The following is a 14551-nucleotide window of genomic DNA, read 5'->3' as shown; positions in this document are numbered from 1 at the left end:
CCCGCGCTCCCTTCAGTGTGGACATGGGGCGCAGGTGACCCAAAAGTAGAATGCCCTCCAATACATGCCCCAAGTGATCTCTCGTCGCGTCCTGAGCGCCGACGCCGCCGAAGGCGTTCTGAACGGCCCCGACGGCCTTCTGTCCCCCCGCTCCGACATCGTCTTGGAGCGGGCCGAGGGCGAAGCCGTCTTCACCGCAGCCGAGGGGCCGGTCGAGCACTACCGGCGCACGGTCGCCGCCGAGCCGCTCGACGGCGATCAGGTGCTGATCACCGAGAAGTTCGACTTTCGACTGGCCATTCCGGTGTGGTGGGTGCTGTTCACCATCCCCTACGGACGGGCCCTGCGCCGAGGACGAGATTGGCCCTGGTGGCATCCCCCCGACCGATTCACGGAACGACAGGCTCGAGTGGTGGCCCTGCTGGCCACCCTGGCCGTTGCCGCCGGGTTCCTGGGCACCCTGCTCGGCCAGACCATCACCTTCGCAGCCGATGAGTTCGAGGTAGGCGAGTCAGCGCAAGGGCTCGCCCTCTCGCTGGTCCGCCTCAGCATTCTGATCACATTGGCGGTTGCCGCCCTCGGCGACCGCAAAGGGCGTCGGCGCACACTTCTCTACGCCGCCGCCGGTTCGATCTTGGCGGCGGCCGCCACCTCTTTGGTCCCCAATCTGGCCACCATGGCCACTGTCCAGGCAGTGTCCCGCGGCCTGTCCCATGCCATGGCCCTGCTCATCTTCGTGTTCGCCCTCGAGGAGGCGCCGGCCAGTTCAAGGGCCTTTGTGGCCTCCATGCTGGCGCTGGCTGCCGGTCTGGGCTCAGGCCTGGCGGTGGGGTCGGTGCCCTTTGCCGACCTCAGCGCGTCGGGATGGCGCTTCTCCTTTGTCGCCGCGCTGGCCGGTCTGCCCTTGCTGGTGTTCGTAGCCCGTCGGCTTCCCGAATCCCTGCGCTTTGAAACGGCCCGGCGACAGCCGCGCATCCGGCCGCCGAAGCAGTATCGCTTCCGCCTGATCATCTTGGCGGTGACCTCCTTCGCTGTTCTGGTCTTCTCTGCCCCGGCATCTCAATTGCAGAACGAGTTCCTCAACGAGCAGCGAGACTTCAGCGCCACCAAGATCGCGGTGTTCACCCTGCTCACAACCTGGACAGCAGGCCCTGGCATGCTCATTGCCGGCAAATTGGCCGATCTGCGGGGTCGGCGGATGATCGCCGCAGTGGGCGTGAGCGGCGGGGCCCTGTTCGTTTTGTGGCACTTCACCCAGGCCGGTTGGCCGATGTGGGTCTTGATCGCCGTGGGCGCGCTCATGACTTCCTCCACCGTTCCGGCTCTGGGGGTATACCGAGCCGAGATGTTCGGCACCATGCGCCGGGCGCAGTCCAATGGCCTGCTCGGCGTGGCCGGGGTGTCGGGAAGCATGGTCGGCCTGGTGGCCGGGGGGTACATGATAGAGGCCTGGGGCTACGGCACCGCGTTCTCGATCCTTCTCGCCGGACCGCTATTGGTGGGGGTCCTGGTGCTCCTCTTCTACCCCGAGACCACCAGACGATCACTGGAGGAGCTCAACCCCGAAGACGCCTAGAGGCTCTCCAGCCAGCCTGAAACTGCGGTCACAATGTCAGCATCGGCCTTTTTCGGGTCGTGGCCCTCGCCTTCAAGCCACACAGTGGTCACCGGGCCGTTGATGGCGGGCAGATGGGCGCCGAACTCCTCGGGACTGCCGAAGGGGTCTCGGTCGCCGGAGATGAACAGGCAGGGCACGTCGACAGAACCGAAATGCTGGATCCGCAGGTTCTCGGGCTTCTTCGGCGGGTGCAGCGGATAGCTCAACAGCACCAGGCCGGCGGCGGGCATCCCATCGGCCACCGCCATGGAGCACATCCTCCCGCCCATCGACCGGCCTCCTAGCACCAGGCGCCCCGAATCGGTTCCCAGACGGGCGGCGATGGCCGGAATCTCCTCGCTGAGGAAGGCCAGCAGCTTGGGGGCCCGGTCGGGGGGCCGGCGCCCCTGGTTTCGATAGGGGAAGTTGATGCGCTCCACCGGCAACGGGTCCAGTGCCTCGGCGATGGCCACCAGGGTGTGCTGATCGCGATCACCGCCCGCGCCGTGGGTCAGCACCAGACCTTCGACGGTGCGGAAACCCATTACATATACCGGCGCAGCAATTCCCGCAACGCTTCCGCGGCTTGCTCCGCGGCCGCATCGCCCTCGATGGGATCGGGTCCGGCCACCAGGGCCTCCCGCAGCTCATCGGCGGCGTCCAGCATCGACCGCCAGAAATCGGCGTCGTATCCCCACGGAAGGCTGAGCTGCACCACCTGGTCGTGGGAGATCGCGAAGTCCTCCACCGCCTTGCTGTCGGAGGTGTTGCGACGAAGCCGGTCGGCGGAAAAGAACAGCGCCTCCAGCACCTCATAGGGCTCCACTCCCGGCAGTCCCGGACCGAACTGGCGCTGGGCCACTGCGCTGGCCAAGCGGTCGAACAACGCGTCTACCGCCTCCTCGTCGGCCTCGCCGACCTCCAGGTTGCCGGCGTAGTCCACCTCGTGGGCGATGCCCTCGGTCAACAGCTCGCTCAGAATGTCGGCCTTGTGGGCGTCGTCGTAGTCCCCAAGCTCGTACACCACCGCGGGCTTGCTCTTGTCGAGTCTGGGAAGTCGGGCCCGCAGCACCCCCTCCACCGCCTGGTCTACCGCCTCCTCGTCGGCCTCGCACACGATCAGCGTCGGGCCCAGCCAGGCGTGCTCCAGCCCGAGGGCCCGCAGCTCGGCCTCCAGACCGTTGCGGGCATCATAGGCCCATTCGTGGAACTCGTAGGCGAGCTGCTCTTCGTCGGGGCCGCCCACCTCCTCGGCCGGCTGCGGCGGCGAGGGAAAGGTGGCCACACCGCACTCCGCGCACTCCGACACGTCCTCGTCGTAGGGCGCACCGCATTGGAAGCACCAAACCATGCCGAACATGGTTTCAGACCACATCCACCTGGTCGCATCGTCGCAGCATCAAGGTGCTGGAAACATGAAGTCGGCGGTGGGTAGCGCTACGGTTGGGCAACGTGAACGCATCGCCCGAGACACCCGACCGCAACCTGGCGATGGAGCTGGTCCGAGTGACCGAAGTCGCCGCGCTGGCCGCCTCCCGATGGATGGGCCGAGGCGACAAAGAAGGGGCCGACGATGCCGCCGTCGAGGCCATGCGAGTGCTGCTGCGGACCGTGCCGATGGACGGGATCGTGGTGATCGGCGAGGGTGAGAAGGACGAAGCCCCCATGCTCTTCAACGGGGAGTTGATCGGCGATGGGACGCCTCCCGAATGCGACATCGCGGTCGACCCCATCGACGGCACCACGCTTACTTCGCTGGGCCGGGGCAACGCCCTCTCGGTGATCGCGGTGTCCGACCGGGGGACCATGTTCAACCCCGGACCCTGCGTGTACATGGAGAAGATCGCCTACGGCCCCGAGTGCATCGGCTACGGCATCTCGATGGACAACTCGCCCACTCGCAACCTCGAGCTGGTGGCCGAGGCCAAGAGCGAGCCCGTGCGGGATGTGACCGCAGTGATCCTCGACCGCGACCGCCACTCGGAGCTGATTGCCGAAGTGCGCGATGCCGGCGCCCGCATTCGGCTCATCCCCGACGGCGATGTGGCCGGGGCCATCTCCACCGCCTGGCCCGACTCAGGGGCCGACATACTGTTCGGCATCGGGGGAACCCCCGAGGGCGTCATCTCTGCGGCCGCCCTCAAATGCATGGGCGGTGAACAACTCGGGCGGCTTTGGCCCCGCAACGACGGGGAGCGCAAGGAGGCCGAGAAACTGGGCCGGGATGTGACCAAGGTGCTCACTGCCGACGACTTGGTTCAAGGCGACAACTGCTTCTTCGCCGCCACCGGGATCACCGACGGTGAACTGCTCAAGGGCGTCCACTACTACAAGAACCACGCCAGCACTCAGTCGCTGGTCATGCGGTCGAAGTCGGGCACCGTCCGCCTCGTCACCGCCGACCACCAGCTGGACAAGCTGAACAGTTTCTCGGCTATAGAGTTCGGCTAGCCGTCCGTCCCAGGAGGCGGCAGGGTTCGTCGACTACTGATCAGTGCGGTACAGGTAGCGCAGATCCCAGTAGCCGTACAGCGTCGGGGTGGTATTGCCGAACACGTTGCGAACCGCTCCCAAACGCTCGGACTGTGTGGTGTAGATGAGCGGCACATTCTCGGCGACAATCGCCTGCGCATCCCAGTAGTGCTGCACGCGCTGCTCGTGGTCGAGCTCTTTGCTGCCAGCGATGTACAGCTCGTCGATCTCGGCCTCCCACTCCGTGGCGGGCTCGGGCTGATTCGGATGCCAAAGGTGCAGGTCTTCGCCGCTGTGCCACACAGTCATTCCGCCGAAGGGGTCGGGACTGCCGGTCAGCCCCAACACCATGGCCTGCCAGTCGTAGGTGGCGGTGAGCTGGGCCACCATGGCACCGAAGTCCACGATGCGGAAATCAACGTCGAGGCCGATTGCCGTCATCCCCTCGTGAATGATGCCGGTGATGTCGGCGCGCACGCTGTTCCCCTCGTTGGTGACCATCGTGAACGAGATGGGGTTGCCCTCATCGTCCTCGCGGATGCCGTCGCCGTCGGTGTCAACCCAGCCCATCTCGTCGAGAATCTCGTTGGCACGGTCCAAGTCGTAGGGGTATCGGCGCACTTCGGGATTGTGAAAGTCGCCGGACGCCGGGCTCACCGACGACCATTGGGGGTAGCCCAGACCATGCTGAACGCTTTCGATCATGGCGTTCTTGTCCATGGAGTGGGCAACGGCCTGTCGAAATGCCACGTTCTGGAACCAGTGGAGTTGAACCGGATCGACATACGGCTCGCCGGCATCGTTCGATCCGGGGTTCTGATTGAACGCCAAGAAATTGGTGCCGAACCCGGGGCCGCGGCGATGCAGGGTGAAGTTCTCCGCCTCGGCCACCGGGTCGAGCAATGCGAACTCCTCACCCAAAACGCCGTGAATGTCGGTGGTGCCGTCGCGGAACAGCGCGAGTTCGGCCTCCAAGTCCTCCACGATCAGCCGCACTACTCGGTCGAGATAGGGCAGTTGCCCGCCAGCGTCGTCGGTGAGCCAGTAGGAGGGGTTTCGCTCGAAGACGAAGCGCTCGCCGGGTGTGTACTCCCCGATGGTGAACGGGCCGGTGCCGATTATCTCGGTGGGATCAGTGTCGATGCCCCAAAACTCCGTGAAGGCGCCCGCCTCGATAGGACCCTCGACAATGTGCTTGGGGTAGATGGCGGTGCCCATTGAGCGCAGGAACGGCGCGAACGGCTGCGGGAGGACGAACTCCACGGTGTGGTCATCCAGGGCCGTCACCGTCATCTGCGACTGCTCCCACTGGCCGGTCTCGTCATTCAGGGACCGGAACTCGAAGGCTGCTCGGCTCGCCGCTTGGAAGTCGTCGTTGTAGATGACCCGGTTGAACGTGAACTCCACGTCGTAGGCGGTGAACGGGGTGCCGTCGTGCCACTGCACGTCGTCGCGCAGATGGAACACCCAGCGCAGGCCGTCGTTGGAGCGCTCCCACGAAGATGCCAGCAGCGGTTCGATCTCATCATCCAGCCACGAGGTCTGGGTGAGTCCCTCGAACAGGTACCCGAGCACGCCTGACGATCCGGCATCCCTCGCTAGCGCAAGGTTGAGCGTGAGGGGCTCGGAGATCGTCGCCACCGTGAGCGTGCCGCCATGATCGCCGATCTCATAGGAGAACCCCTCGGCATTCCGGTGCAGTTCCTCCACGATGACCATGGAGGGAACAAGTCCCCCGAACTGAGCCGCCGCCGCCATGCGACGACGGAGTTGCTCTAGAGCTGACTCGCCCACCGGGTCGATTGCCTCGCTGTCATCGCTCGGGACAGCAGTCGGGACGGCGTCATCTGGCTCAACACGATCCGTGTCCGGAGCGACGGTTGCCTCCGGCGTCGACGAAGTGGGTGCCGAATCATCGTTCGAGCAGGCGAAGGCAAAGGCGAGCACGAGCAGTACACCAAGCCACCGTTTGCGGTTCATTCCAATGGTCCTTACGGGAATGGCTAGTTGCGGCGGGCGGCCCATCCGATTATGGACCGCCGCAGACGCCGCGGGGACTTACTGGAAAGCAAGGCTAACACCTTGTTGTGCCAGCCAGTCACAACCTCGGGCCGGGATCGAGCCGCGGTGCGCAGCGCCTCGGCGGCCACCTCATCGGCGTCTTGCCATCCCACCGAAGGCCACTTGTCCAGATCCCACCGACCCCGCTCGTGGAACTCGGTGCGGGTCAGCCCCGGCAACACGGTGGTGACCGTCACCCCCGTGCCCTTGTGCTCTTCGTAGAGGGCTTCACCCAGGCTGGTGATGAATGCCTTGGTAGCCGAGTACACCGCGGTTGTGGGCATGCCCTGGAGCGAGGCCATCGACGACACCAGGATCACCTGGCCTCGGCCCCGATCGGCCATCGTTCTCAGAGCAGCATGGGTGAGCCGCGTCAGTGCCACAACGTTCACCCCGATGGTCTCCGAAACCTCAGCTCCGTCTTGGGCGTAAAGCGGCCCCTCGTACCCCAAGCCGGCGTTGTTCACCAGCAGATCGATGGACACCTCCTCGGAGACGACCCGCTTCTCCACGGCGGCCAATCCCTCTGGATCGCACAAGTCGGCCTCCATCACCTCAACGTCCAATTGCCCCCCGCTGGCCTGCAACTCAGCAGCCAGTTCCTCTAGCCGGTCGCCGCTACGGGCTACCAACACCAAGTCCACCCCCGCAGCGGCCAGCTGCTGGGCTATGGCCCGCCCGATCCCCTCCGATGCACCGGTCACCAGCGCCCGTTCCCACCGGGTTTTGCGCGATGTTCCCAAAATCATTCCAAACAGGCTTTACAGGTCGGTGCGGTACAGGTAGCGCAGATCCCAGAAGCCGTACAGCGTCGGCGTGTAGTTGCCGAGCACGTCTCGAACCGCGCCCAGCCGCTCGCCGAGCGTGGTGAATACCATCGGCACGTTCTCGGCAATCACCGACTGGGCCTCCTGATAGAGCCGAACGCGCCGATCGTGGTCCAGTTCCGCACTCGCCGCCACGTACAGCTCATCTACTCGGGCCTCCCACTCGGTGGCAGGCTCGGGCTGGTGCGGGTACCACTCGTGGTACTCACCGCTGCTGTGCCAGGTCCCGATGCCGGAATAGGGGTCTGGTCCGCCGCCGTGGCCTAAAACCATGGCTTCCCAGTCGAAGGTGAAACTCAGCTGGGACACCATCTGGCCGAAGTCCACCAATTCGACCTGCGCATCCAGGCCCAGAGCAGCCAGCCCCTCCTGGATGATCTGAGTCGTTCCGACCCGCACACTGTTGCCCTCGCTGGTGACGAGCTTGAAAGAGATCGGGTTGCCCAAATCATCCTCACGGATACCGTTGCCGTCGGTGTCCAGCCAGCCCAGCCCGTCGAGAATCTCGTTTGCCCGGTCCAAGTCGTAGGGGTACCGGCGCACTTCGGGATTGTGGAAGTCGCCGGCCGCGGGACTGATCGAGGACCACTGGGGATACCCCAAGCCGTTCAGGACGCCGTCGACAATGCCCGCTTTGTCCACTGTGTGGGCGACGGCCTGCCGGAATGCGACATTTTGGAACCAGCGAAGCTTGACCGGATCGAGATACGGCTCGCCGGCGTCGTCCACGCCTGGATTCTGATTGAAGACCAGGAAGGTCGTGCCAAACCCGGGTCCCCGTCGGTGCAGGGCGAAGTCCTCGTCCTCGGCCACTGAAGCCAGCAGCGTGTACTCCTCGCCGAGGACGCCGTGGAAGTCGGTGACGCCGTCGCGGAACAACTCAAGCTGTTCCGCGAAGTCGTCAACTTGCAACCTCACCACCCGGTCGAGGTAGGGCAGTCTCCCGCCGGCGTCGTCGGTGAGCCAGTAGTCGGGGTTTCGCTGGTAGACGATCCTGTCTCCGGGCGCATATTCCGCGATGGTGAACGGACCGGTACCGATTATCTCGATGGGATCGGTGTCGATGGTCCAAAACTCTTCAAATGTGCCCGCGGCGATGGGACCCTCCAGGATGTGCTTGGGGTAGATGGCGGTTCCCATCGACCGCAAGAACGGTGCAAAGGGATGAGGCAGCACGAACTCGACAGTGTGGTCGTCGAGGGCCGTCACCGTCATCGGCGACTGCTCCCATTCGCCGGATTCTGAGTTCAAGTGTCGGAACTCGAATATGGTTCGACTCGTCGCCTCGAAGTCGTCGTTGTAGATGACCTGGTTGAACGTGAACTCCACGTCGTGCGCAGTGAACGGGGTGCCGTCATGCCAACGCACGCCGTCGCGCAGATGGAACACCCAGCGCAGACCGTCGTCGGAGCGCTCCCACGACTGCGCCAGCAGCGGCTCGACCGCGTCGTCCAGCCATGAAGTCTGGGTAAGGCCCTCGAACAAGTACGACAGCGCGCCCGATGAGCCGCCCTCAACGGCCAAGGCCAGATTGAAGGTGAGCGGCTTGGAGATCGTTGCTGTGGTGAGAGTGCCTCCGTGGGCGCCGATCTCATAGGAGAACTCAGCGGCGTTGTGACGAAGCCCTTCTACGATCTCCTGGGTGGTCAATGGAGCAGACTCAGAGTCAGCCGGCCCAGAATCGTCATTGCAACCAGCGAGAATCGCAACAAGCGCAAAGACAGCCAAGCATCGCCGTGCTGTTCCGAGCATCCTCTTACGACCCAAAACTGATGAATTCACCCCCGCCAAGCTAGCGTCTGGCCGAACTCCATCCATTGCAGTGGCGGCTCAGCGGCCTTCTCGCACGACACGGGTTGCAGAGTGCCGCTTTTTGATATCATAATGCAAGCATGGCAAATGTGCTGGTCCGCAACCTCCCCGACGAGACGCACACGCTGCTCCAGCAGCGCGCGGCCCGCGAGGGCAAGTCACTCCAACAGTTCCTAGTGGCAGAATTGCAGCGGCTAGCCGAGCGGCCATCAGTCCAAGATGTTCTGGAACGGGCCAGGCGGCAGAGCGGCGGACGGATCGGTCTCGCCGAGGCCGTCGAGTATCTGGCCGAAGAACGCCAGCAGCGTTGATAGTGGTGGATGCGTCGGTGGCGGTCAACGCCCTCGCCGACAATTCATCCGATGGCGACCGAGCGCGGGCCGCACTGCTGGCAGACCCCGACCTCGCCGCCCCTGACCTCATGAATGTGGAAGTCGTATCCGTGCTCCGCCAGTGGTGGCAACGGGGACAATTGAGTGACCAGAACATGCGCGAAGCCATCGCAAACCTGGCCGCTCTGGATGTTGCCCACTACCCAACCCTGCCGCTCATGGCTCGCGCCTACGAGCTTCGCTCCAATCTCACCCCTTACGACGCCGCCTATGTAGCCCTCGCTGAAACGCTCGACTGTCCCCTCCTAACCGCCGACATCAAACTGGCCAAGGCACCGGGGCCCCGCTGCCAAATCGACATCATCGGGCAGCACGAGATCAGCTCCTAGCCTGATTCACCGCTTTTGATTCATGTTGCACTTGTGAATAATGTTCAGCATGTTCAATATGTTCAATTGCGGGAGTCTTCGATGAGCTCAAGGTCTTCGCAAACATCCCGGGGGTGTCGAAGGCAGTATCTCCGAAGGGTGGCGCTGGGTGCCGCCACAGCGCTCGCGGTGGCAGGACTGGCGCTGCTCCCAGGGGGGGGGGGAGGTTGCCGCCGCACAGACCAGCACGCTGCCGGGGCTGCCCACGATATGGCAGGTAGCGCCCGGCGACGGGGCTTTGACGGTGGTCTGGACGCCCCCGGAGACGTGGGGCACCGGGACCCCGGTCGGCTACAACCTCGCTTGGTACCAAACGTCAGACCTCGGCACCAAGGTCGGCAGCGAGGCGATCAGCGATACCGACGGCACCCACTATTGGAGCCATACGATCACTGGCCTGAAAAACGGCGTCGCGTACACGATCAACCTCAACGCGCAAAGCACGAGCGCCACAGGCCACAGCTCGGTCGCGTCGGGCATCCCCCACGACCCCCTTGCACCGTCGACGGAGAAACCGATCTGGTCTGCCATGCTGACGGTCACCGAGTCAGCCGAGGGCGCCGGCTGCCAGGGGTCGGCCGCGGCGGCCTGCTCATCGGCGCTTTCCAACGACTCCTTCTTTGACCGGGGCACCGAGTCCACCGTCAATGAGCTCATCCTCAAACCCGACGGGGAACTGAGGGTAAAGTTCGACGCCCGCCTGCCCACGAGCTGGGTAACGCTGCGCGTTGCCTCGGCCCAGAAACACCGGGATTTCCACCTAGTCGACTCCAACCCCTGCAAGCCGGTCGCAGAGGCCTGCGACGCTCCTGACATCGGCAGCCACCACTGGCCTGCCAGCGGCCTGGCCTGGGCAGATGGCGATGCCGTCGAGGTCAGCCTCCTGCACACCGCCCAGCTGAAAAGCCCCCGCTTCATCAGGGAGGGCATGGGCAGCGCAACCGTATACGCCCGTCTGCACGCTAGTGTCGTCGCCAGCCCAGCCGAGGTGCCCATCACGCTGGCTGTCCACCCCTCCTCCACTGCTGAGGAGGGACGCGACTTCACCCTGGTCCCGCAAATCATCACCATCGAGCCCGGCAACAGCACGTCCAGCAGCGCCCGTCTCCATCCGCGGCTTGACAGCGTGACCGAATCCACCGAGACCATCATTTTGACCTGGCAGTGGACCGACCGGCCCGAGGGACGGGGACGGAGCGTGACCGAATCCACCGAGACCATCATTTTGACCGCCAGCACCACCGCGCCGGGCGTGGCAGTGCGAGGCACCAAAATCAACCTCCTCGACAGCCACCACTCGTTCGGTATCGACGTCTACTACTCGTCCGGGTCCTCAGGACAGGCAGACCAACAGACTGCAAGCACCCGGACAAGAACAGGGGGCGTGCCACCTCGACCCCAAACCCCAACCGACTCAACGCGTCCTGCCCAGCCCCCAACCGACTCAACGCGTCCTGCCCAGCCCCCAACCGACGACACCGAGGAATACTGGATATTTCGGAGATCATTCCTGACGCCACCACCAGCGGGTCAATGTTTGCCCGACGGCGCCCAGTATGAGGGCGACAGCGCTTGCTACTTCAAACCAGTACACCCCGGTGGGTGACTGAAATGGACAAGTGCCGGACTTGCTCCTGACCTGCGACTCGCAGGCTGCCTGCGCGCTCAGCTGACGGTGTAGGGCTCATTGCACGAACCCCATCGAGCAGATCACCCGAGGCTCGCGGCGGGCAAAATCGGTATCGGGATAGGCGCAAAGCAGGTTGTCTTTGTGGAGTTTGACGATCAGATCGGCCAAGTCAGCCAGCGACCGCTCCCTTAGGGCACCAGAGAGGGTCTGCATGGTGGTGGGGAGCAGGGGAAACCGGCGCAAGTCCTCCAGCGCGGCGTTCAAATCGCCTTCAGACACCAGCAGATTGAGCTGGGAGTGGGAGGCATGGGCTTTCAGCTTGTTGTAGCACTGGCCCCGCACTCCGGTTGGCACTACTGCGGTCTTCTCCGGTGGTGCGGTCAATGGGCCATCAAAGGCGGCGGCCACCATGTCGTGATGGTCATCCTGGGGCGGGCGTGCCGGGGTGTCGGGCTCACAGCGGGCCAGCCGGAGGGCTTCTTGGGGGCTGATCCGGTGGGCCTCCCCGCTGTGGCGCACGAAGGCGAACGCGTCCGATCCGGTCACGGTCTGCGAATGGACCACTACCCCCGGCGAGCGAGATTCCCCTTCTCCGTTGTCAGGCTCAGCCAACTGGGTGGCGTAGACCACGTCGGGCATGGACTCCACCCTCTTGGTTATTTCGGGGTGGCGCTGCTCAGCAGTCCGCCAGATCTCGTAGGCCATTGATACCGGGTCCACATCTTCGTAGCCCCCCAAGTCCCACTCGGAGTGCTCGTCGTAGAGGCCGGCGACCACCTCCCGCTCTCGTTCGTCGCCAAAAAACTGCTCGTCGGAGCCCAAGAGCTTGGCGTTCTCCCCCAACCGCTCGCGGATGCGCTCTCGCAATTCAATCTCCGACTCCAACGAATCGGCGGGCATCAGCGAGTACAGCAACACAGTCTGGGACTCCTGCCCGATTCGATCCACCCTGCCCGCCCGCTGCACCAGTTTTACGATGGCCCACGGAAGGTCGTAGTTCACCACGATGCGCGCATCCTGAAGGTTCTGACCCTCAGACAGCACGTCGGTGGACACCAGTACCCGCAACTCCCCCTCTCCCTCGCGAAGCCCGAACGGGTGGGACCCTGGTGAGAACTTCCGGGCCAATTCCGTAGCCGCGCCGGTCTCACCGGTCACCACCTCCACACCTTCCACCCCCCGCTGGCGCAACGACCGGGTCACATAGTTGGCCGTATCGGAATACTCGGTGAACACCAGTACCTTCTCGTCGGCATGGTCCTCCAATATCAATCGAGCCAGTACATCGATCTTGCCGTCGGCGGCCTGCTCCCACCGCCCAAATCGGGCCAGCATCTGATCGATCACGGCGATGTCGTGCTCCAAATGGGAAGCAAACTCATTCTTGAGACACTCGGCTCGCAGCCACCGCACCGGCTTGGGGTTCTTGGCGGCCAACCGGGCGTAGGCATCCCCCGGTGAGATGTCGATGTCCTGGTCGCCGAACATACCGTCGTCTCCTTCGTCTTCCCCGACAACGGCCCGACCAGCCCACACCGCTTTGTCCACCGAGCCCACCGGCACTGGCATCTCATTTTCGACGGCGTGGAGGGTCGCCTGGTCGCGCAGACGGTGGCGGCGGAGAGTGGCCAAGAATGCCGGACCGGACGACGACAGCCGCTTGAACATCATCACCCGATTGAACCCCGCCACACTTCCGTGGCCTGAACGCAACAGGTCGGCGATGAGTTCCCGCTCGGCGTCGTCGGCCGCAGCGGCAAGGGCATCTGAGATCAGGTGGTCGTATATGGCGTAGCGGGGCAGGCGGAGCGACCTCACTGCGTCCAGAGTTTCGTCCGAGAGCATCTGGGCCACCGGGTCGCCCTCGGCCACCGCTCGCTCGATGGGTCGGGCCAGCCGCTCGGGGAAATAGAACCTGCTCTTGTCACCAAAGGTGAGGTACTTACGACCCGAGCGGTCGGAGCGGGCGTAGTTGTCCTCGATGAACCGCCGGGTGCGGCGCACCATGTACTGCGACATCAGGGACTGCCAGTCCTCGGAATACTCCGACTGCCGGAACGCGGCCAGCGATGCCATGCGCCCCTCGCAGCGAATGGAGAACTCATCCTCTCCAATCGCCCTGATGGCCTGCTCGGGGCGGACGCTCAACTCCGTAGCATCGTCCAGGAACAGCGAGAGCTGCCCGTCCAGGTCTTCCAAGCTCTTGTTGTAGGGAGTGGCCGACAACAACACGGCCGCGGAGTCGTTATCGGAGATATACCGACGCAAGGCCTCGTGGTCTTTGCGTTTGGGATTGCGGAGGTTGTGCGACTCGTCCACTACCACCAGCCGATGCCGTGGAAGCCGCTCCAGGTCCCTGGTGACCATCGACAGCGACATCACCTCGCCGTGGAGCCGGTACTTCCTCATGTACGCCTCCCACATGGGTACCAAGTTCTTAGGACACACAACCAGCGTCTCCCACCCCTTGTCCTCTTGGAGTAGTCGGGCGATAGCAGTTGCGACCATGGTCTTGCCCAGACCTACCACGTCGCCGATCATCACCCCGCCCCGCTCGGTCACGATTCGGGCCGCGATCTTGACCGCGGCCTCTTGGAATTTCAGCAATTCGCGAGCCATCGACGCGGGCAGACCGAATTGGATCAGCCCCTCCCGGGCCTCACTGGAAAGGTGATAGGCCATCTTCAGATACACCAGATAAGGATCAAGCGGCGCCTCGGCAGCCCAAGACTCGTCCAACAACGCCACTAGTTCGGGGTTGACCGGCACCGTGAACGGGTCGTCCCACCGTTCGGCAAACCAGTCGGCCAACTTCTTAGTGGAGTCGGTGTCGGTCACGTCCACGTTCAACTCGCCCTGCTCACGCAGGCCCGCCCGAGTGAGGTTGGACGATCCCACATAGCCGATGCGGGGAACGGGCACATCCTCTCGGTGGGCCAAATACAGCTTGGCGTGGAGCCGATCGCGCAGATACAAGCGCACATCCACGTCGCCGCTTTCGATCTGGTGCCTCAGCGTCCGCAGCGCAGCCTCATCACTTGGAGTGGGAAGACCCACCTGAAGCTGAGACCGGAACTCTTCCACCGTGCTGTCCATCCGCTTCCCTGCCATCTCGCTGTCGGGCTCAGAAGAGGGCATAGTGCTCACCAGGCGGCGCATCTCCTCCTGGGGATTCTCGGTCATTCCCACCAACAGCCGCGTCTTCTTGCCCGCATCCCGACCCGATTCCCCCCGCAAGGCGGCTACCCGATCAGCAATCAGCCCCCAACCCCGCAAATTGAAGTACCCCACCGCCGCGTCCAAAGACCGAGAAGTTGCCAACGTAGCCACAAGCGCCGCTTCCATTTGCGAGTCATCGTCATCAGCGGTGAGATTGTCCAGAATGCGCGGCA

The 14551-nt window shown here is 64.1% G+C and carries 11 protein-coding genes; 5 read left to right on the top strand and 6 right to left on the bottom strand.

What is annotated here, in order from left to right:
* Positions 1-64: 64 nt before the first annotated feature.
* Entirely contained in the window at positions 65-1576 is a 1512-nt protein-coding gene (locus tag ACOGI7_RS04625) for an MFS transporter (RefSeq protein ID WP_419850743.1), read from the top strand.
* On the opposite strand, the gene ACOGI7_RS04620 is transcribed toward ACOGI7_RS04625, so the two are convergent.
* The gene (locus ACOGI7_RS04620; RefSeq protein ID WP_419850742.1) at positions 1573-2142 is read right to left on the bottom strand and encodes an alpha/beta family hydrolase; all 570 of its coding nucleotides are present in this window, start codon (positions 2140-2142) and stop codon (positions 1573-1575) included. The genes ACOGI7_RS04625 and ACOGI7_RS04620 overlap by 4 nt on opposite strands.
* Complete coding sequence (locus ACOGI7_RS04615; RefSeq protein WP_419850741.1) at positions 2142-2957, bottom strand: hypothetical protein; 816 nt, start codon at positions 2955-2957, stop codon at positions 2142-2144. The genes ACOGI7_RS04620 and ACOGI7_RS04615 overlap by 1 nt, the downstream gene beginning before the upstream one ends.
* Before the next feature lie 131 nt (positions 2958-3088).
* Here ACOGI7_RS04615 and glpX point away from each other — a divergent pair, with 131 nt between their 5' ends.
* Positions 3089-4048: a class II fructose-bisphosphatase gene (glpX, locus tag ACOGI7_RS04610; protein WP_419851462.1), complete on the top strand. Its 960-nt coding sequence runs from the start codon at positions 3089-3091 to the stop codon at positions 4046-4048.
* A gap of 33 nt (positions 4049-4081) precedes the next feature.
* Here the strand turns inward: glpX and ACOGI7_RS04605 are convergent, their stop codons facing one another.
* Genes ACOGI7_RS04605 through ACOGI7_RS04595 form a run of 3 tightly spaced genes read right to left on the bottom strand, consistent with a single transcriptional unit; the run spans position 4082 to position 8607 of the window.
* Positions 4082-6049, bottom strand: a complete 1968-nt coding sequence (locus tag ACOGI7_RS04605; protein ID WP_419850740.1) for an ABC transporter substrate-binding protein — start codon at positions 6047-6049, stop codon at positions 4082-4084.
* Between the two features lie 23 nt (positions 6050-6072).
* Complete coding sequence (locus tag ACOGI7_RS04600) at positions 6073-6879, bottom strand: SDR family NAD(P)-dependent oxidoreductase (RefSeq protein WP_419850739.1); 807 nt, start codon at positions 6877-6879, stop codon at positions 6073-6075.
* Between the two features lie 12 nt (positions 6880-6891).
* Positions 6892-8607, bottom strand: coding sequence for an ABC transporter substrate-binding protein (locus ACOGI7_RS04595; protein ID WP_419850738.1), 1716 nt, complete (start codon positions 8605-8607; stop codon positions 6892-6894).
* 242 nt (positions 8608-8849) lie between these two features.
* On the opposite strand from ACOGI7_RS04595, the gene ACOGI7_RS04590 reads away from it, so the two are divergent.
* From ACOGI7_RS04590 to ACOGI7_RS04580, 3 genes are all read left to right on the top strand, one after another.
* The gene (locus tag ACOGI7_RS04590) at positions 8850-9080 is read left to right on the top strand and encodes a FitA-like ribbon-helix-helix domain-containing protein (protein WP_419850737.1); all 231 of its coding nucleotides are present in this window, start codon (positions 8850-8852) and stop codon (positions 9078-9080) included.
* 5 nt (positions 9081-9085) lie between these two features.
* Complete coding sequence (locus ACOGI7_RS04585) at positions 9086-9490, top strand: type II toxin-antitoxin system VapC family toxin (protein WP_419850736.1); 405 nt, start codon at positions 9086-9088, stop codon at positions 9488-9490.
* A 148-nt stretch (positions 9491-9638) separates the two neighbouring features.
* Positions 9639-11135 (top strand): fibronectin type III domain-containing protein, encoded by a 1497-nt coding sequence (locus tag ACOGI7_RS04580; protein WP_419850735.1) that lies wholly within the window; start codon positions 9639-9641, stop codon positions 11133-11135.
* 78 nt (positions 11136-11213) lie between these two features.
* On the opposite strand, the gene ACOGI7_RS04575 is transcribed toward ACOGI7_RS04580, so the two are convergent.
* Positions 11214-14489: a helicase-related protein gene (locus ACOGI7_RS04575; protein ID WP_419850734.1), complete on the bottom strand. Its 3276-nt coding sequence runs from the start codon at positions 14487-14489 to the stop codon at positions 11214-11216.
* Between the last annotated feature and the right edge of the window lie 62 nt (positions 14490-14551).

This window comes from Candidatus Poriferisocius sp. (assembly GCF_965204145.1).
GTDB lineage: Bacteria > Actinomycetota > Acidimicrobiia > Acidimicrobiales > Bin134 > Poriferisocius.
This window is presented reverse-complemented; position numbering and strand designations above follow the sequence as displayed.

Excerpts from the sequence above, each read along its gene's own strand:
- ACOGI7_RS04625 (WP_419850743.1), top strand. The coding sequence starts at position 65 with ATGCCCCAAGTGATCTCTCGTCGCGTCCTGAGCGCCGACGCCGCCGAA.
- ACOGI7_RS04620 (WP_419850742.1), bottom strand. The coding sequence starts at position 2,142 with ATGGGTTTCCGCACCGTCGAAGGTCTGGTGCTGACCCACGGCGCGGGC.
- ACOGI7_RS04615 (WP_419850741.1), bottom strand. The coding sequence starts at position 2,957 with ATGTTCGGCATGGTTTGGTGCTTCCAATGCGGTGCGCCCTACGACGAG.
- glpX (WP_419851462.1), top strand. The coding sequence starts at position 3,089 with ATGGAGCTGGTCCGAGTGACCGAAGTCGCCGCGCTGGCCGCCTCCCGA.
- ACOGI7_RS04605 (WP_419850740.1), bottom strand. The coding sequence starts at position 6,049 with ATGAACCGCAAACGGTGGCTTGGTGTACTGCTCGTGCTCGCCTTTGCC.
- ACOGI7_RS04600 (WP_419850739.1), bottom strand. The coding sequence starts at position 6,879 with ATGATTTTGGGAACATCGCGCAAAACCCGGTGGGAACGGGCGCTGGTG.
- ACOGI7_RS04590 (WP_419850737.1), top strand. The coding sequence starts at position 8,850 with ATGGCAAATGTGCTGGTCCGCAACCTCCCCGACGAGACGCACACGCTG.